This window comes from Pseudomonas sp. BIGb0164, from assembly GCF_024810135.1.
Lineage (GTDB): Bacteria > Pseudomonadota > Gammaproteobacteria > Pseudomonadales > Pseudomonadaceae > Aquipseudomonas.
This window is the reverse complement of record NZ_JANUEA010000002.1, coordinates 595,786-613,659: the sequence shown is the minus strand read 5'-3', so window position 1 is coordinate 613,659 and position 17,874 is coordinate 595,786. Positions and strand designations below refer to the sequence as shown.

Here is a 17,874-nt window from a genome sequence, read left to right as displayed (position 1 = left end):
ACAGTCGGCAATGTTTTTCCCTGTCGTCAATCTGAACAAGCGCAGTTCCGGCCTTGGGGGCGCCGCACCAGCAGTGATATAGTTCGCCGCCAGTTCGGTTCACCCAACCCATGTGGCTACCTGCTTGCACATCCGTTGCAAACGAATGTCGTACACATGGTGTCTGAGTGAGAGGCTGCATCCCAAGGAGTTTAGATGAGTGCCGATAACGCCTACGCGGTCGAGCTGAAGGGCCTTACCTTCAAGCGCGGGACGCGCAGCATCTTCAATAACGTCGATATTCGCATTCCCCGCGGCAAGGTCACGGGCATCATGGGCCCTTCAGGCTGTGGCAAGACCACTCTGTTGCGCCTGATGGGCATGCAATTGCGGCCCAGTGCCGGCGAAGTGTGGGTCAATGGACAGAACCTGCCGACGCTGTCGCGCAGCGACCTGTTCGATGCGCGCAAGCACATGGGTGTGCTGTTCCAGAGCGGTGCGTTGTTCACCGATCTCGATGTATTCGAAAACGTGGCGTTTCCGCTGCGGGTGCATACCCAGCTGTCCGATGAAATGATTCGTGACATTGTGTTGCTGAAACTGCAGGCCGTGGGCCTTCGCGGTGCCGTCGACCTGATGCCTGACGAACTGTCCGGTGGCATGAAGCGCCGTGTCGCACTGGCGCGGGCCATCGCCCTCGACCCGCAGATCCTCATGTACGACGAACCGTTCGTGGGTCAGGATCCGATCGCCATGGGCGTATTGGTACGCCTCATTCGATTGCTCAACGATGCGCTGGGTATCACCAGTATCGTGGTTTCCCATGACCTGGCCGAAACCGCGAGCATCGCCGACTACCTCTATGTCGTCGGTGATGGCCAGGTGTTGGGGCAGGGCACTCCAGAAGAGTTGATGAACGCCGATAACCCGCGCATTCGCCAATTCATGACCGGCGATCCTGATGGCCCGGTGCCTTTCCATTTTCCGGCAGCGGACTACCGCTCAGATCTTCTGGGGAAGCGCTGATGCGCAAGACATCTCTTATCGAAAAGGTTCGCCTTTTCGGCCGCTCGGGCATCGACATTGTCGAAGTGCTGGGCCGTTCCACCCTCTTCCTGTTTCATGCCTTGCTCGGTCGTGGCGGCATCGGCGGCGGTTTTGGCCTGCTGATCAAGCAGTTGCACTCGGTGGGCGTGATGTCCCTGGTGATCATCGTCGTTTCCGGCGTGTTCATTGGCATGGTGCTGGCGCTGCAGGGTTTCAACATTCTGTCCAGTTACGGTTCGGAGCAGGCGGTGGGGCAGATGGTCGCCCTGACGCTGTTGCGTGAACTGGGGCCGGTGGTCACCGCCTTACTGTTTGCCGGGCGCGCCGGTTCTGCCCTGACGGCAGAAATCGGCAACATGAAGTCCACCGAACAGCTGTCCAGCCTGGAAATGATCGGCGTGGACCCGCTCAAGTACATCGTCGCCCCGCGCCTGTGGGCCGGCTTCATTTCCCTGCCGCTGCTGGCAATGATCTTCAGCGTGGTCGGTATCTGGGGCGGTTCGTGGGTGGCGGTTGACTGGCTGGGCGTCTATGACGGTTCCTACTGGGCCAACATGCAGAACAGCGTGACCTTCAGTGGTGACGTGCTCAACGGCATCATCAAAAGCATCGTTTTCGCCTTTGTAGTGACCTGGATCGCCGTATTCCAAGGCTACGACTGTGAGCCCACCTCAGAAGGGATCAGTCGCGCCACCACCAAGACCGTTGTGTACGCCTCGCTGGCGGTACTGGGCCTTGACTTCATTTTGACCGCCTTGATGTTTGGAGATTTCTGATGCAAAACCGCACTGTGGAAATCGGTGTCGGCCTTTTCTTGCTGGCTGGCATCCTGGCTTTACTGTTGCTGGCCCTGCGGGTCAGTGGCCTGTCGGCCAGCCCCACCGCCGATACTTATAAACTTTATGCGTACTTCGACAATATCGCCGGTTTGACGGTCAGAGCTAAAGTGACCATGGCCGGCGTTACCATCGGCAAGGTCACGGCAATCGATCTGGATCGCGACAGCTTCACCGGCCGGGTGACCATGCAGGTGGACAAGAAGGTAGATAATCTGCCGACTGACTCCACTGCATCTATCCTCACAGCGGGTCTGCTGGGCGAGAAGTACATCGGTGTCAGCGTGGGCGGGGAAACAGCCCTGCTCAAGGATGGTTCGACCATCCACGACACGCAGTCGTCGCTGGTGCTTGAAGACCTGATCGGTAAATTCCTGCTCAATACGGTCAATAAAGACGCCAAATGAGGAATCTGTTCATGATCTCTACCTTGCGACGTGGCCTGCTGGTATTGCTTGCAGCGCTGCCGCTGCTGGCCAACGCGGCAGGTTCTGCGCACGATCTGGTGCAGGATACGACCAGCAAGATGCTGGCTGACCTGACTGCCAACAAAGAGCAGTACAAGCAGGACCCGAGTAAGTTCTACGACGCGCTGAACTCGATCGTGGGCCCGGTGGTGGATGCCGAAGGCATTTCCCGCAGCATCATGACCGTCAAGTATTCGCGCAAGGCGACCCCGGCGCAGATGCAGACCTTCCAGGAAAACTTCAAGAAGGGCCTGTTCCAGTTCTACGGCAACGCGCTGCTTGAGTACAACAACCAGGGCATCACCGTGGACCCTGCCAAGGACGAGTCGGGCGACCGTACCAGCGTCGGCATGACTGTCAAAGGCAACAACGGCGCGGTCTACCCTGTGCAGTACACGCTGGAGAAGGTCAACGGCGAGTGGAAACTGCGCAACGTGATCATCAACGGCATCAACATCGGCAAGCTGTTCCGTGATCAGTTCGCTGACGCCATGCAGCGCAACGGCAACGACCTGGACAAGACCATCAACGGTTGGGCCGGTGAAGTGGCCAAGGCCAAGGAAGAAACTGACAAGCAAGCTGCCGGGAAGTCCGCACAATGACCGAGTCGGCTGTTCGTCTCGGCGACGCCGGCGAGTTGTTCCTCAGCGGCGTGCTGGACTACCGCACCGGGCCTGACCTGCGCAAGCAGGGCCAGGCGCTGATCAAGACCAGCACCGCGCCTGCACTGGTGCTCGATTGCTCGGCGGTGACCAAGTCCAGCAGCGTTGGCTTGTCGTTATTGCTGTGCTTTATCCGAGATGCCGAGGCGATCAAAAAGCCGGTCAGCATCCGTGCAATGCCCGAGGACATGCGGGAAATTGCCGAGGTTTCTGGCCTGACCGAGCTGTTGGCGCATCCTTAATAGCCATTTTCAGGAAAGCCCCCCGTCAGAGTCCTGCTATGCGGGGTTCGCAGGCGCGGGGCTTTTTTGTATGATGTGCGACCCGTGCGCACTGGGCGCCGATAGAGGTTGAGCATGCAGGCCCTAGAAGTTAAGCGCTTCCTTGAAGGAAAGCTGCCGGATACGAACGTAGAAGTTGAAGGCGAAGGCTGCAACTTCCAGCTGAACGTGATTAGCGATGAACTGGCGGCATTGAGCCCGGTCAAGCGTCAGCAGCAGATCTATGCCCATTTGAACCCATGGATCACCGATGGCAGCATCCATGCGGTCACTATGAAATTTTTCAGCCGCGCGGCCTGGGCCGAGCGCACCTGAGCCCCCAAGGCGTCGAGATTCTTATGGATAAATTGATTATTACCGGCGGTGCCCGCCTTGATGGCGAGATTCGCATTTCCGGTGCGAAAAACTCCGCTCTGCCGATCCTGGCGGCGACCCTGCTGTGCGATGGCCCGGTTACCGTGGCCAACCTGCCGCACCTGCACGACATCACCACCATGATCGAACTGTTCGGTCGCATGGGTATTGAGCCGGTGATCGACGAGAAGCTGGCCGTCGAAATCGACCCGCGCACCATCAAGACCCTGGTCGCTCCGTACGAGCTGGTGAAAACCATGCGTGCCTCGATCCTGGTACTGGGCCCGATGGTTGCCCGTTTCGGCGAAGCCGAAGTGGCACTGCCTGGCGGTTGCGCCATCGGTTCGCGTCCGGTTGACCTGCACATCCGTGGCCTCGAAGCCATGGGCGCGACCATTGACGTCGAAGGCGGCTACATCAAGGCCAAGGCGCCGGAAGGCGGCCTGCGTGGTGCCAACTTCTTCTTCGATACCGTCAGCGTGACCGGTACCGAGAACATCATGATGGCCGCTGCCCTGGCCAACGGCCGCAGCGTCCTGCAAAACGCCGCGCGCGAGCCGGAAGTGGTCGACCTGGCCAACTTCCTGATCGCCATGGGTGCCAATATCACCGGCGCTGGCACCGACACCATCACCATCGACGGTGTGAAACGCCTGCACTCGGCCACCTACAAAGTAATGCCGGACCGTATCGAGACCGGCACTTACCTGGTTGCCGCTGCCGTCACCGGTGGCCGCGTCAAGGTCAAGGACACCGATCCGACCATCCTGGAAGCGGTGCTTGAGAAACTGCGCGAAGCCGGTGCCGAAATCACCACCGGCGAAGACTGGATCGAGCTGAACATGCACGGCAAGCGTCCCAAGGCCGTCAACGTGCGTACCGCTCCCTATCCGGCGTTCCCGACCGACATGCAGGCGCAGTTCATCTCCCTGAACGCCATTGCCGAAGGCACCGGTGCGGTCATCGAGACCATCTTCGAAAACCGCTTCATGCACGTGTACGAATTGCACCGCATGGGCGCCAAGATCCAGGTCGAAGGCAACACCGCCATCGTGACCGGCACCGAGAAGCTCAAGGGCGCGCCAGTGATGGCCACCGACCTGCGCGCCTCGGCCAGCCTGGTAATCTCGGCGCTGATCGCCGAGGGCGACACCCTGATCGACCGCATCTACCACATCGACCGTGGTTACGAGTGCATCGAAGAGAAACTGCAGATGCTCGGCGCGAAAATCCGCCGCGTACCGGGCTAGTTGCTGTTTGTAGTGAACGGGCTTGCCCCGCGCCGCGGTGTATCAGGGAGGGTTAAGGCGCCTGACACACCACGTTGCGGGGCAAGCCCGCTCACTACAAGTTGAAGAAGCAATATGCTGAATTTGTTTAAAATCGAGGCTGTAATGGCCTCGAACTGTGTCTGGCGCCGTTCGCGACCGGACAGCAATAGCCTGATGAAGGACTGACGTTTCCCATGTTGACCATCGCACTGTCCAAGGGCCGCATCCTTGACGACACTTTGCCGCTTCTGGCTGAAGCGGGCATCGTGCCGACCGAGAATCCGGACAAGAGCCGCAAGCTGATCATCCCCACGACCCAGGACGACGTCCGTCTGTTGATCGTGCGGGCTACCGACGTGCCGACCTACGTTGAGCATGGCGCGGCCGACCTGGGTGTCGCCGGCAAGGACGTGCTGATGGAATACGGCGGCCAGGGTTTGTACGAGCCGCTGGACCTGCGTATCGCGCTGTGCAAGCTGATGACTGCCGGCCGTGTCGGTGATGTCGAGCCAAAGGGGCGCCTGCGCGTGGCCACCAAGTTCGTCAACGTTGCCAAGCGTTACTACGCCGAGCAAGGTCGCCAGGTCGACATCATCAAGCTCTACGGTTCGATGGAGCTGGCCCCGTTGATCGGCCTGGCCGACAAGATCATCGACGTGGTCGACACCGGCAACACCCTGCGTGCCAATGGCCTGGAGCCTCAGGATTTCATTGCTGACATCAGCTCCCGCCTGATCGTCAACAAAGCGTCGATGAAGATGCAGCACGCCCGTATCCAGGCGTTGATCGACACCCTGCGCAAGGCAGTGGAGTCGCGACACCGCGGTTGACTTACCCGCGTAGCTGAACAGCTGCGCCCGTCTATCCGCCTCATAGCCAGAATTCTCAGGTGCCCAAGCGGATCGACTGCTAACTTTCGGCGCCTGAGCATTTTTGCCAATCCTATGAGGCCCTCGCTATGACCACGTCCACTGCAATTGCCCGACTCAACGCTGCCGATCCGGATTTCGCCCATCATCTGGATCATCTGCTGAGCTGGGAAAGCGTGTCCGACGATTCGGTCAACGGGCGGGTGCTCGACATCATCAAGGCCGTGCGCGAGCGCGGTGATGCGGCGCTGGTGGACTTCACCCGCCAGTTCGATGGCCTGGACGTCAAGTCCATGGCCGACCTGATCCTGCCCCGCGAACGCCTGGAGCTGGCCCTGACGCGCATCACTGCGCCCCAGCGCGAAGCCCTGGAAGTGGCGGCGGCGCGGGTGCGCAGCTACCACGAGAAGCAAAAGCAGGACTCCTGGAGCTACACCGAGGCCGACGGCACCGTGCTGGGCCAGAAGGTCACGCCGTTGGACCGTGCCGGCCTGTATGTGCCAGGCGGTAAAGCGTCCTACCCATCGTCGGTGTTGATGAACGCCATTCCTGCCAAGGTGGCCGGCGTGACCGAAGTGGTCATGGTGGTGCCAACCCCGCGTGGTGAAATCAACGAACTGGTGCTGGCGGCAGCGTGCATCGCCGGTGTCGACCGTGTGTTCACCATCGGTGGCGCACAGGCCGTTGCGGCCCTGGCCTATGGCACCGAAAGCGTGCCGAAGGTCGACAAGGTGGTCGGCCCTGGCAACATCTACGTTGCCACTGCCAAGCGCCATGTGTTCGGCCAGGTTGGTATCGACATGATCGCCGGCCCTTCGGAAATCCTCGTGGTATGCGATGGCCAGACCGATCCGGACTGGATTGCCATGGACCTGTTCTCCCAGGCCGAGCACGACGAAGACGCCCAGGCGATCCTGGTCAGCCCGGATGCCGAGTTCCTCGACAAGGTCGCCGCCAGCATCAATAAGCTGATGCCCACCATGGAGCGCGCCGAGATCATCGAGAAGTCGATCAATGGCCGCGGCGCGCTGATCCTGGTGCGTAACATGGAGCAGGCCATCGAAGTGGCCAACCGTATCGCGCCGGAGCACTTGGAACTGTCCGTGGCCGACCCTCAGGCCTGGCTGCCGTCGATTCGCCACGCCGGTGCGATCTTCATGGGCCGCCACACCAGCGAAGCCCTGGGTGACTACTGCGCGGGCCCGAACCACGTGCTGCCGACCTCCGGCACTGCACGCTTCTCGTCGCCGCTGGGGGTGTACGACTTCCAGAAGCGTTCGTCGATCATTTTCTGCTCGCCGCAGGGCGCTTCCGAGCTGGGCAAGACCGCTTCGGTACTGGCCCGCGGTGAGTCCCTGAGTGCCCACGCCCGCAGCGCCGAATACCGCATCCTTGAACAGAAGGGGAACTGAGACATGAGCAAATTCTGGAGCCCTTTCGTCAAGGACCTCGTGCCTTACGTGCCCGGCGAGCAGCCGAAGCTGACCAAGCTGGTCAAGCTCAACACCAATGAAAACCCCTACGGCCCATCGCCCAAGGCGTTGGCCGCGATGCAGGCCGAGCTGAACGACAACCTGCGCCTGTACCCGGACCCCAACAGCGACCTGCTCAAGCAGGCCGTGGCCAAGTATTACGGCGTGGATGCCGGCAAGGTGTTCCTCGGCAACGGTTCCGACGAAGTCCTGGCGCACATCTTCCACGGTTTGTTCCAGCACGATCTGCCGCTGCTGTTCCCGGACATCAGCTACAGCTTCTATCCGGTCTACTGCGGCCTGTACGGCATCCGGTCGGCCCCTGTGCCCTTGGACGAGCAGTTCCAGATCCGGGTAGCGGATTACGCCAAGCCCAACGGCGGGATCATCTTCCCCAACCCGAACGCGCCGACGGGCTGCGTGCTGGCGCTGGATGCGGTGGAGCAGATCCTCAAGGCCAGTCCGGATTCGGTGGTGGTGGTCGATGAAGCCTATATCGACTTCGGCGGTGAGACCGCGATCAGCCTGGTGGACCGCTACCCGAACCTGCTGGTGACCCAGACCCTGTCCAAATCGCGCTCACTGGCCGGTTTACGCGTGGGCCTGGCCGTGGGCCACCCGGACCTGATCGAAGCGCTGGAGCGGGTCAAGAACAGCTTCAACTCCTACCCGCTGGATCGCCTGGCGATTGTCGGCGCGGCGGCAGCGTTTGAGGACCGTGAGTATTTCGAGAAGACATGCCAACTGGTGATCGACAGCCGCAATAAGGTGGTCGCTCAGTTGGAAGGCAAGGGGTTTGAGGTGTTGCCTTCGGCGGCCAACTTCATCTTTGCCCGTCATCCCAAGCACGACGCTGCCGGCCTGGCGGCCAAACTGCGTGAGCAGGGTGTGATCGTGCGGCACTTCAAGCAGGAGCGGATTGCCCAGTTCCTGCGGATCAGCATCGGTACGCCGGAGCAGAATCAGGCGCTGATCGACGGCCTGGGCGAGCTCTAAGCTCCCTGAAGATCAAAAAATGTGGGAGCGGGCTTGCTCGCGAATGCGGTGGTTCAGTCACTGATGTGCTGAATGACACACTGCATTCGCGAGCAAGCCCGCTCCCACATTTGGTTTTGCGTTGAGGCAGTTAGATCAACGGCTCATCCGACTTCTTGTTCTTCCAACCATCATTGCCCGGCAGCAGCAGGTTCAAACCAATCGCCACCACCGCACACAGGGCAATGCCCTTGAGGCCGAAATCATCCGGGCCGGTGCCGGTGCCAACCAGCACACCGCCAATCCCGAACACCAGCGTCACCGACACAATCACCAGGTTGCGCGCTTCGCCCAGGTCGATCTTGTGGCGGATCAGTGTGTTCATCCCCACCGCCGCAATCGAGCCGAACAGCAGGCACAGAATCCCGCCCATCACCGGCACCGGAATGCTCTGCAGCAACGCGCCGAACTTACCGATAAACGCCAGGCTGATGGCAAAGATGGCCGCCCAGGTCATGATCTTCGGGTTGTAGTTCTTGGTCAGCATCACCGCACCGGTCACTTCGGCGTAGGTGGTGTTCGGCGGGCCGCCAAACAAACCGGCTGCCGTCGTGGCGATGCCGTCACCCAGCAGGGTGCGATGCAGGCCGGGCTTCTTCAGGTAGTCGCGACCGGTCACGCTGCCCACCGCAATCACGCCACCGATGTGTTCGATCGCCGGGGCCAGGGCCACTGGGACGATAAACAGGATGGCCTGCCAGTTGAATTCCGGCGCAGTGAAGTGGGGCAGGGCGAACCACGGTGCAGCGGCAATTTTTGCGGTGTCGACCACGCCAAAGTAGAACGACATGGCAAAACCGACCAGCACGCCGGAGATGATCGGCACCAGGCGGAAAATGCCTTTGCCGAACACCGCCACGATCAACGTGGTCAGCAGCGCCGGCATCGAGATCATCATTGCCGTCTGGTAATGGATCAGTTCGCTGCCATCACCGGCCTTGCCCATCGCCATATTGGCCGCAATCGGCGCCATCGCCAGGCCAATGGAGATAATCACCGGGCCGATGACCACAGGGGGCAGCAACCGGTCGATAAACCCGGTGCCCTTGATCTTCACCGCCAGGCCCAGGAAGGTATAAACGAAACCGGCCGCCATCACCCCGCCCATGGTCGCGGCGAGGCCGAACTGGCCCTTGGCGAGAATGATCGGCGTGATGAAGGCAAAGCTCGACGCCAGGAAAACCGGCACCTGCCGACCTGTCACCAGCTGGAACAACAACGTGCCCAGGCCGGCGGTGAACAGTGCAACGTTTGGATCAAGACCTGTGATCAGCGGCATCAACACCAGCGCGCCAAATGCCACGAAGAGCATTTGTGCGCCAGACAGGATCTGGCGCCAAAGCGGGTCGTTGAATTCATCCTGCATGCTCACGCGTCCTTCTGCTTGGTGCCGAAGATCTTGTCACCGGCATCGCCCAGGCCCGGGATGATGTAGCCGTGCTCGTTCAGGCGCTCATCAATGGACGCGGTGTAGATCTGCACGTCCGGGTGGGCTTTCTCGACAGCGGCGATACCTTCCGGCGCAGCCACCAGCACCATGGCGCGGATGTCCTTGCAGCCGGCTTTTTTCAGCAGGTCGATGGTGGCGACCATGGAACTGCCGGTGGCGAGCATCGGGTCGATGATCATGGCCAGGCGCTCGTCGATTTCCGGGACGAGTTTTTCCAGGTAGGTATGGGCTTCCAGCGTTTCTTCATTGCGGGCCACGCCTACGGCGCTGACCTTGGCGCCCGGAATCAGGCTGAGGACGCCTTCGAGCATGCCGATACCGGCGCGCAAAATAGGCACCACAGTGATTTTCTTACCAGCGATCTTCTCGACCTGGACGGGACCGGCCCAACCGGGGATCTCGTAGGTTTCCAGGGGCAGATCCTTGGTGGCTTCGTAAGTGAGCAACGCTCCGACTTCCTGAGCAAGCTCACGGAAATTCTTCGTGCTGATGTCGGCGCGGCGCATAAGGCCGAGTTTGTGTCGGATCAGCGGGTGGCGGATCTCGCGAGTGGGCATGGGAAAGGCTCCGGCGGCGGGCAAAAAAACCGGCCTAGATTAATCTATCCGAGGGTGTTGTCCTATAGACATCTAGTACGTTAGTCCATTAAGGCTTGCTCGGAGCGCACGAGAAGCGTACCTTCGCCCGCTTTTCTTGCCACAGCACCCCCTTGGAGAGCGCCATGTCCGCTGATCTTGAGCATATCCGTCAAATCATGCGTGAGGCTGACTGCCTGTACACCGAAGCGCAAGTCGAAGCAGCGATCGCCGAGGTCGGCGCACACATTACTCGCGAAATGGCCGACACCAACCCGGTGGTCTTCTGCGTGATGAACGGTGGCCTGATCTTCGCCGGCAAATTGCTGACCCACCTGCAATTCCCGCTGGAAGCGTCCTACCTGCACGCCACCCGTTATCGCAACGAGACCAGTGGCGGCGACCTGTTCTGGAAAGCCAAGCCAGAAGTCTCGTTCATCGACCGTGACGTGCTGATCATCGACGACATCCTCGACGAAGGTCACACCCTGGGCGCGATCATCGACTTCTGCAAACACGCCGGCGCGCGCAAAGTGCACACCGCCGTGCTGATCGACAAGGACCACGACCGCAAGGCTCGCCCAGACCTGAAAGCCGATTACGTGGGCCTGCCGTGCATCGACCGTTACATCTTCGGTTACGGCATGGACTACAAAGGTTACTGGCGCAACGCCAACGGTATCTATGCCGTCAAAGGGATGTAAGCCATGACTCGCTTTCTTGATCAGACGCTGTTTGCCGAATTGGCCGAGAAAGCGGGCGCCAGCCCCCGTGGCCGGACCCACCACAACTTCCACCAGATGGAAGAGCCGTGCCATCGCATGGCGGTGGGGCTGCAGCCCAGTACCTATATTCCGCCTCACCGACACTTGGGGGCTGACAAGGCAGAAACCTTGCTGGTCCTTCAAGGGCGCCTGGGCCTGCTGGTGTTCAGCGAAGCCGGCGAAGTGATTGCCAAGCGCGTGATGCAGGCGGGCGGCGAGTGCTCCGGTGTCGATCTTGCGCCCGGGGTTTTCCACGGCCTGGTGGTGCTTGAGCCCGGCACTGTGATGTTCGAATGCAAGGCCGGCCCCTATCGGCCGGTGGGGGAGGGCGAGCAGCCTGAATGGGCGCCTCGCGAAGGCGATGCCGGCGTGGCCGAGTATCAACGCTGGATGCTTGCCCAGTTCGATTGAGCTACAGTGCTCGGCCACCTTTTCTGGAGCGGCCCATGAGCCTGTTGATACGCACCTGCGCTGCCCTGGCGCTGACCCTCAGCTTGCCACTGGCGGCTGCGCCTGCGGTGATGCACAGCCAGTTTTTGCCGCCCGACGACCTGACCCTGCGCGCAGAGGCTGCCGACCAGCAGCAACTGTTGCAAGTCACGGAGTACGCGGTTGTCGTCGGCAACCAGCGTCAGTCCACCCAGCAGCCGATTCCGGTGACCTCGCCGCTGATGATCCGCCTCAAGGGCAAGTCCTTGAACAAGGGCGCTACCATCGCCCAGGTGGTGCTCAACTTCGATGCCGAAAGCAAAAGCCTGAAAAAGCCGGCCTACGACGACAAGAGCAAGACCCTGACCTTGTCCTACCCCGTGGCCCAGTACCGTGTGATCGTCGACTTGCTGCGCAATGAAACGGTGTATGTGCAATTCCTGAGCTACGCCAATGGGCATATCTGGGCGGATCTGCATACCGGCGCCGTGCGTACCCAGTAGCCAGAACACAGTAGATCCAATTGTGGGAGCGGGCTTGCTCGCGAATGCGATAGGTCAGTCAACTTATCTTTAACTGACATTCCGCATTCGCGAGCAAGCCCGCTCCCACATTGGATCTTCATTGTTTCCGAAGCACGCGCGCCGCAGGTAAACTGCTTTTCCCGTGTAAATGTCTGCAGGCTGGAGTCGGTAATGCGTAAAGATAAGAAACAGGTGATTGGTGACGAGATCGGCGACGACCAGATCAAGTTGTTCCTGGACTTCGAACCGGTTGATGCGACGTCGCCGTCCCTGCACAAACTGATCAAGGCCTACCGTGGCCTGCGTATCGACGATTTCGAGCGATTCCTGGGCTTCTTCAAGGAGGCCGGCCTGGACCTCGACGGCAAGGACGAGCATGGCCAGACCTTCGTCGACCTGATCAAGGACCAGCGCAACGCGGACGAGTACATCGAATTGATCGAAAACGCTCGCGGCTGATTATCCGAGGCATAAAAAAACGCCCCGTTCTCATGCAGAGGACGGGGCGTTTTTTATGGCTTCAAGGCCTCAAGCGTAGCTCTCGGTCTCGGCGGCAGGCGCAACCAGCTCCAGGCTGATGTTGTTCTGCGCGTTGATCTTGCGATACAGCTCGGCGTCCGTTTCCAGGACTTTTTCCCGCGCCGGGAAGATCTCGTGCAGTTTGGCAGCCCATTCGCCGGCGGCTTTCTGCGGGAAGCACTTCTCGATCAACTCCAGCATGATCGAAACCGTCACCGAAGCACCCGGAGAGGCGCCCAGCAGAGCGGCCAGCGAGCCGTCCTTGGCCGCGACCAGCTCGGTGCCGAATTGCAGCACGCCGCCTTTCTTCGGGTCTTTCTTGATGATCTGCACCCGTTGGCCGGCCACTTCCAGGCGCCAGTCTTCGGCTTTCGCTTCCGGGTAGAAACGACGCAGGGATTCCAGGCGCTGTTCCATGGACTGGCGCACTTCGCTGACCAGGTACTTGGTCAGGTCCATGTTGTCACGGGCTACCGCCAGCATCGGGCCGATGTTGCCGGCGCGAATCGACATGGGCAGGTCAAGGAACGAGCCGTGCTTGAGGAACTTGGTGGTGAAGCCAGCGTATGGCCCGAACAGCAGAGACTTCTTGCCATCGACCACGCGGGTGTCCAGGTGCGGCACGGACATCGGCGGCGAACCTACGGCAGCCTGGCTGTAGACCTTGGCCTGGTGGTGCTTGACCACGTCCGGGTTGTCGCAACGCAGCCACTGGCCACTGACCGGGAAGCCGCCAAAGCCTTTGCTTTCCTCGATGCCCGAGGCCTGCAGCAGCGGCAGGGCAGCGCCACCGGCGCCGAGGAACACGAATTTGGCATCCACTTCACGGCTGTTGCCGCTGTTCACGTCCTTGATGCTCACGGTCCAGCCGGCACCGTTGCGCTTCAAGCCAGTCACGCGCTTGCAGTACTTGACCTGCGCGTCGGGCGAACTGGTCAGGTGGCTCAGCAGTTGGTTGGTCAGCGCACCGAAATTGACGTCGGTGCCGTTCATGACACGGGTGGCCGCGATTTTTTCATCGAGCGGGCGGCCCGGCATCATCAGCGGCATCCACTCAGCCATCTCGCTGCGGTCTTCGGTGTAGTGCATGTCCGAAAACGCGTGGTGCTGGCTGAGGGATTCAAAACGCTTCTTGAGGAAGGACACGCCTTTTTCGCCCTGCACGAAGCTCAGGTGCGGTACCGGGCTGATAAAGGATTTGGACGAGCCAAAGGTGCCCTTTTTGGTCAGGTATGCCCAGAACTGCTTCGACACCTCGAACTGAGTGTTGATGTGCACGGCTTTCTTGATATCGATGGAGCCATCGGCGGCCTGCGGCGTGTAGTTCAGCTCACACAGCCCGGCGTGGCCGGTACCGGCGTTGTTCCACGGGTTGGAACTTTCCGCGGCACCCGAATCCATCAGCTCAACGACTTCCAGCTTGAGGCCGGGGTCGAGCTCTTTGAGCAGTACGGCCAGGGTGGCACTCATGATGCCGGCCCCTACCAGTACTACGTCGACTGCTTCGTTATGCGCCATTTAACGCGTCTCCAAAATCTGCAGCACCAAATTGACGGCATGGCTGCCAGGAGTGATGGGGCGGTTCACGTGTTGCCCCAGATTACCCATGGCCAGGATCGCCATGTCCGATTCGCAATTCCTTGCACCTTCAGCACACGCTTCCTGCCGGGCTAATCTGCCTATGAACGCATTCATGGGCGCCTGTGGCAATTCGACTTATGGTCAAAGCGTGTGATTCGTGCAACCAATCCGTAGCGGACAGGCTCAAGCTCCGGTTGTTGAGGCGTGCTCGGTCCTGTGTGGTTGGGCTGTTCCAGACGCTGATGGTGCTTGTACAAACGCCAAACTATTCATTTGCTCGCCACACTCTTGTGAAGTTGTGAAAACCCGTTTTTTCACGCTCTTTTGAAGACGTGAACCTCAAAAAAGGGCTGCCCCAGCCTGGCACCTGGCCCGGATACCTTGCCGACACGCGGCAAAAACGGGCAAACAACACAAGTGGCCGAGCGCAATGGCAGCTCTGGCAGATGCGATACAGAGGGGTGGTGTGCAACGACAGCAGCAAGCACGCCAGCTCTATTCGATCTGTGTGGGCGGCTCTCTGTGGGCGATTGGGGGTTAATGCCGAGGCATTAACGATGCTGCGAGGCCCGATCAGGAGACGTCCTTATAATCGGGGGGAGATTGTAGCGAAGAACGCCAAGGAAATGGGCGTGTTTTATGACTTTTATTAAGGCTTTGGTCAGGAAGCCAGCGCGTGACGTGGATGCTCGTGTGCCACCCTCGTGTTCACCCGGGCGCTGGCCGGCAGCGGACGGTGCATCCAGCCCAGATGGGTCTCGGCCACTTCCACCCAGCCTTCGCCGACCGGTGGCAAGCTGCATTGCTTGAACGCCAGGCAATGGCCGTGTGCGTCAAGCAGGGCATAGTGGCGATGACGGGCGTTTGGCATGAACAGCGATTTGAGAAGGCGCATGGCTTTGTACCTATTACGTTACATGCTCGAAGGTTGCCAGTGTGCCATGACATTGAAATGACGGATTTATGCGAAATTGTAATTTCAACCCGGCTTCAGCCGCCGTTCAGGATGGCTGGTGAGTGGCGGGCGTGCACCGTTATACTGCTGGCCTGTTTGCGCCTAGTCCTGGAGAAATGAGTATGTTGCAACGCCTGTTGTTCGGTTTGATCACTGTGACCAGTTTGACCCTGGTTGGCTGCGCCAACAGCCCGCAACAACTCAGCCCAGAGCCGAAAGTCACCTCGCAGCTGGCGCCGGTCGGGCATGGCCAGCCGGTGTCGGTGCGTGTGGTCGATGGCCGTCCGTCGCCTACCCTCGGTTCGCGCGGTGGCCTGTACCCTGAAACCGCTTTGGTTTCTGTGAATGCCCAGGACGTACTGCCCAAGCTGCAGGCCCAGGCGGAAGCCGCCGTGCGCCTGCTGGGCTTCACGCCAAGCCCCAATGCGCCGGGTGCGCCGCAGCTGACCATCACCCTGGCCGAGCTGAAGTACCAGTCGCCTAAAGAAGGCCTGTACGTGACCGAGGCGTCCATTGGCGCCACCTTCAAGTCCGACGTCTCCGCCGGCACCCGCCGCTACAGCGGCCGTTACGGTGCGTCCCTGAACCAGCGCTTCGGCATGGCGCCGAACCAGGAAACCAACACCAAGCTGGTTAGCGATGTGCTGAGCGATGCCTTGACCCGCCTGTTCAAGGACCCAAGCATCGGCCAACTGCTCAGCTCGCAGTAACCGCTTATAAAAAAACCGGGCTCAGTGATGAGCCCGGTTTTTTTACGCCTGTAGCGTTCATGCAGCCGTTTCGACATAAAAGTCCAGCACACTCACGCCAGTGAGCAGGTCCTGCTCCGGCAGGTCGGCGTGCTGGTGTCCGCCGAGCGCGCAATACACCAGCCAATGACGGTCCTGAACGTTGAAGGCGAGGCCGCCGACGAGGGCCTCCTGCTCATCGCTTTGAGCAATCAGATACAGCCGATCCTGGTTTTGCGCATGCAGCATGACAAGCTCCCGAACGTTCGAAGGGCAACAGAGTGGCTTGTTAAGGTGACGTTCAGGTGACGATGTAAATTACTGGATACATTAGCCGTTAATGGGGGACGGAGTGGTTAGGCGCAGGAGGCGACTATCGTTCAGGTTTGTATCTGAATTGATACCTGGATACTGATTCACCGAGGTTTGCGATGGCGCTGCCCGCACTGCTGATCAATGCTGTTGCTTTATTGGTGGCCTGCCCGGCTGCCGCGCTGCTGTTTATTACCCGTCTGCGAGAGCAGCGAGCGATGGCCGACCTGACCGCCCAGAGCGAAGATCGCGCGATCGACCAGCCGATGCTGTTTCTGGATGTGCGCACCGAGCGGGCGCACCGGTTGGCTTACCGCATCGGGTTTGCCTGCCTGGGCCTGGCGCTGGCTGTTTCCTGGATCAGCACCCGCCTGTAAAAAACACCACAAAACAACTGAGCTGGCTTGCTGTGGCGAGCAAGCTTGCTTGCGCTGGGGTGCGAAGCGCCCCCAAAGAGCCGGCTCCAGCTACGCTGTCGAGCGGGAGCAAGCTCCCTCGCCACAGCAAGCCAGCTCCCACCGTTTGAATCGGTGTTTACAGGGGGATTCCTGCCTTCACCCGATACTGATTGCGCACTGGCGTTGCATATTGCACCACCAGGAACGGCCGGTGCTCGGCCGGGCATTCGTTCAAGCGTCGCTCCCACTCCGCCTTGGCCTTGGCCAGCTCATCGGCCGGGAATACCTCGGCTGCCGTCGGCACCTGCAATTGTGGGTCGGCGTCGCTCCATTGGGCGTAAGCCAGGTAATGCACCGGGAACAACCGATAACCGCCGAGAATCTGTCGGTCCATTTCCACCGCCAGCAACTTGGTGTCCTCGAAGCGTTCGGTGATCGGCGGCGCGAAGTTCACGTGCACGCGGCCCTTGTAGCCGGTGATGCCCAGCGCAATGCTCACGTCGTCTTCACCCGGCGCCTTGCTGTAGGTGCCGGTGGTGGCGCGGATGTACAGCTCGCGGGCCTTGGCTGAATCGCAGGGGTCGTATTCGTAGCTGATGGACACCGGCGTCAGGTTCAGCGACTGGATCACCTCGGCAAACGGCTCGTCCTTGCGGCTGACGTGGAACATCTTGAGGATCGCCGACTCAGTGCGATCGTCCCCATCCTTGGCACGGCCTTCGGCCTGGGCGATCCAGATCGACGCGCCGTCATTGCGGATAGAGTGGTTGATATAGGCTGACAGCAACTGGTAGGCCGCCATTTTCTCTTTTCGCCCGGTGATCGAGCGGTGCACGATGAAGCTCTTGTTCAGGCGCATCAGGTCGCTGACAAACGGCTTTTGCAGCAGGTTGTCGCCGATGGCGATACGCGGCGTTGGCAGGCCGGCGTGGTACACGGCGTAGTTGACGAAGGCCGGGTCCATCACGATGTCGCGGTGGTTGGCGAGGAACAGGTAGGCGGTGCCCGACTTGAGCTGCTCGACCCCGGTGTAGGTCACGCCGTCGGTCGCACGGTCGATGGTGTGGTCGACGTAATACTCGACTTTGTCCTGCAGCGTGGCCACGGTGGTGACGCCGGCGAACTCACGGCGCAGTTTGCGGGCGATCATCGGCTTGAGCAGCCAGCCCAGGGCGCCGGCAAAGCGCGGGAAGCGGAAGTGGGTCAGGATGTCCAGAAAGGCCTTGTCACTGAACAGACGTGCCAGCACTGCCGGGACTTCGCTGTCGTTGTAAGGTCGGATGGTATCGAATTCGCCCATCATGCTCTCTTGTTAGAAACGGCTAGGGTAAGTAAAGGAAATACCAGGGTGCGGCCCGAGTAATGG

Annotated in this window: 22 protein-coding genes; 16 read left to right on the top strand and 6 right to left on the bottom strand. The window is 60.3% G+C overall.

What is annotated here, in order from left to right; genetic code table 11:
- The first annotated feature begins 195 nt into the window (after positions 1-195).
- From M2394_RS06730 to hisC, 10 genes are all read left to right on the top strand, one after another.
- A complete protein-coding gene (locus tag M2394_RS06730; RefSeq protein ID WP_053254426.1) occupies positions 196-1,005 on the top strand; it encodes an ATP-binding cassette domain-containing protein in 810 nt (269 codons plus the stop codon).
- Positions 1,005-1,802, top strand: coding sequence for a lipid asymmetry maintenance ABC transporter permease subunit MlaE (mlaE, locus tag M2394_RS06725; protein WP_178922707.1), 798 nt, complete (start codon positions 1,005-1,007; stop codon positions 1,800-1,802). The genes M2394_RS06730 and mlaE overlap by 1 nt, the downstream gene beginning before the upstream one ends.
- Complete coding sequence (mlaD, locus tag M2394_RS06720) at positions 1,802-2,269, top strand: outer membrane lipid asymmetry maintenance protein MlaD (protein WP_005784855.1); 468 nt, start codon at positions 1,802-1,804, stop codon at positions 2,267-2,269. The genes mlaE and mlaD overlap by 1 nt, the downstream gene beginning before the upstream one ends.
- A gap of 11 nt (positions 2,270-2,280) precedes the next feature.
- Complete coding sequence (locus tag M2394_RS06715; protein WP_176995074.1) at positions 2,281-2,931, top strand: phospholipid-binding protein MlaC; 651 nt, start codon at positions 2,281-2,283, stop codon at positions 2,929-2,931.
- Positions 2,928-3,233 carry a lipid asymmetry maintenance protein MlaB gene (locus tag M2394_RS06710; protein ID WP_178922709.1) on the top strand — a complete coding sequence of 102 codons (306 nt, stop codon included), beginning with the start codon at positions 2,928-2,930 and terminating at the stop codon, positions 3,231-3,233. Before M2394_RS06715 ends, M2394_RS06710 begins: the two co-directional genes overlap by 4 nt.
- A gap of 114 nt (positions 3,234-3,347) precedes the next feature.
- Complete coding sequence (locus M2394_RS06705) at positions 3,348-3,587, top strand: BolA family protein (RefSeq protein WP_178922711.1); 240 nt, start codon at positions 3,348-3,350, stop codon at positions 3,585-3,587.
- Between the two features lie 23 nt (positions 3,588-3,610).
- Positions 3,611-4,876: a UDP-N-acetylglucosamine 1-carboxyvinyltransferase gene (gene murA / locus M2394_RS06700; RefSeq protein ID WP_178922713.1), complete on the top strand. Its 1,266-nt coding sequence runs from the start codon at positions 3,611-3,613 to the stop codon at positions 4,874-4,876.
- Positions 4,877-5,091: 215 nt separating this feature from the next.
- Positions 5,092-5,727, top strand: a complete 636-nt coding sequence (hisG, locus tag M2394_RS06695; RefSeq protein WP_003188599.1) for an ATP phosphoribosyltransferase — start codon at positions 5,092-5,094, stop codon at positions 5,725-5,727.
- A gap of 128 nt (positions 5,728-5,855) precedes the next feature.
- Complete coding sequence (hisD, locus tag M2394_RS06690) at positions 5,856-7,178, top strand: histidinol dehydrogenase (protein WP_259171944.1); 1,323 nt, start codon at positions 5,856-5,858, stop codon at positions 7,176-7,178.
- Between the two features lie 3 nt (positions 7,179-7,181).
- Positions 7,182-8,234: a histidinol-phosphate transaminase gene (gene hisC / locus M2394_RS06685; RefSeq protein WP_259171943.1), complete on the top strand. Its 1,053-nt coding sequence runs from the start codon at positions 7,182-7,184 to the stop codon at positions 8,232-8,234.
- Between the two features lie 130 nt (positions 8,235-8,364).
- On the opposite strand, the gene M2394_RS06680 is transcribed toward hisC, so the two are convergent.
- Complete coding sequence (locus tag M2394_RS06680; RefSeq protein WP_016974275.1) at positions 8,365-9,639, bottom strand: uracil-xanthine permease family protein; 1,275 nt, start codon at positions 9,637-9,639, stop codon at positions 8,365-8,367.
- Between the two features lie 2 nt (positions 9,640-9,641).
- On the bottom strand, positions 9,642-10,280 hold the full coding sequence (gene upp / locus M2394_RS06675; protein ID WP_105520868.1) for a uracil phosphoribosyltransferase: 639 nt from the start codon (positions 10,278-10,280) through the stop codon (positions 9,642-9,644).
- 164 nt (positions 10,281-10,444) lie between these two features.
- Between upp and M2394_RS06670 the strand changes: the two genes are divergently transcribed.
- The 4 genes from M2394_RS06670 to M2394_RS06655 all read left to right on the top strand — a co-directional run bounded on the left by M2394_RS06670 (position 10,445) and on the right by M2394_RS06655 (position 12,474).
- Positions 10,445-11,002: a hypoxanthine-guanine phosphoribosyltransferase gene (locus tag M2394_RS06670; RefSeq protein ID WP_176995068.1), complete on the top strand. Its 558-nt coding sequence runs from the start codon at positions 10,445-10,447 to the stop codon at positions 11,000-11,002.
- Positions 11,003-11,005: 3 nt separating this feature from the next.
- Entirely contained in the window at positions 11,006-11,473 is a 468-nt protein-coding gene (locus M2394_RS06665; RefSeq protein ID WP_259171942.1) for a WbuC family cupin fold metalloprotein, read from the top strand.
- Between the two features lie 35 nt (positions 11,474-11,508).
- On the top strand, positions 11,509-11,994 hold the full coding sequence (locus tag M2394_RS06660) for a hypothetical protein (protein ID WP_178922721.1): 486 nt from the start codon (positions 11,509-11,511) through the stop codon (positions 11,992-11,994).
- Positions 11,995-12,186: 192 nt separating this feature from the next.
- Positions 12,187-12,474, top strand: a complete 288-nt coding sequence (locus tag M2394_RS06655) for a PA4642 family protein (RefSeq protein ID WP_016976601.1) — start codon at positions 12,187-12,189, stop codon at positions 12,472-12,474.
- A 69-nt stretch (positions 12,475-12,543) separates the two neighbouring features.
- Here M2394_RS06655 and mqo read toward each other — a convergent pair whose 3' ends face one another.
- Complete coding sequence (gene mqo / locus M2394_RS06650; RefSeq protein WP_178922723.1) at positions 12,544-14,052, bottom strand: malate dehydrogenase (quinone); 1,509 nt, start codon at positions 14,050-14,052, stop codon at positions 12,544-12,546.
- A gap of 724 nt (positions 14,053-14,776) precedes the next feature.
- Positions 14,777-15,010, bottom strand: a complete 234-nt coding sequence (locus tag M2394_RS06645) for a hypothetical protein (protein WP_178922725.1) — start codon at positions 15,008-15,010, stop codon at positions 14,777-14,779.
- Between the two features lie 182 nt (positions 15,011-15,192).
- On the opposite strand from M2394_RS06645, the gene M2394_RS06640 reads away from it, so the two are divergent.
- Entirely contained in the window at positions 15,193-15,780 is a 588-nt protein-coding gene (locus M2394_RS06640; RefSeq protein WP_178922727.1) for a YajG family lipoprotein, read from the top strand.
- Positions 15,781-15,837: 57 nt separating this feature from the next.
- Here M2394_RS06640 and M2394_RS06635 read toward each other — a convergent pair whose 3' ends face one another.
- Entirely contained in the window at positions 15,838-16,047 is a 210-nt protein-coding gene (locus tag M2394_RS06635) for a hypothetical protein (protein WP_176995062.1), read from the bottom strand.
- A gap of 182 nt (positions 16,048-16,229) precedes the next feature.
- Here M2394_RS06635 and M2394_RS06630 point away from each other — a divergent pair, with 182 nt between their 5' ends.
- Entirely contained in the window at positions 16,230-16,487 is a 258-nt protein-coding gene (locus M2394_RS06630) for a hypothetical protein (protein WP_176995061.1), read from the top strand.
- Positions 16,488-16,644: 157 nt separating this feature from the next.
- Here the strand turns inward: M2394_RS06630 and M2394_RS06625 are convergent, their stop codons facing one another.
- A complete protein-coding gene (locus tag M2394_RS06625) occupies positions 16,645-17,808 on the bottom strand; it encodes a 1-acyl-sn-glycerol-3-phosphate acyltransferase (RefSeq protein WP_176995060.1) in 1,164 nt (387 codons plus the stop codon).
- Positions 17,809-17,874 lie beyond the last annotated feature (66 nt).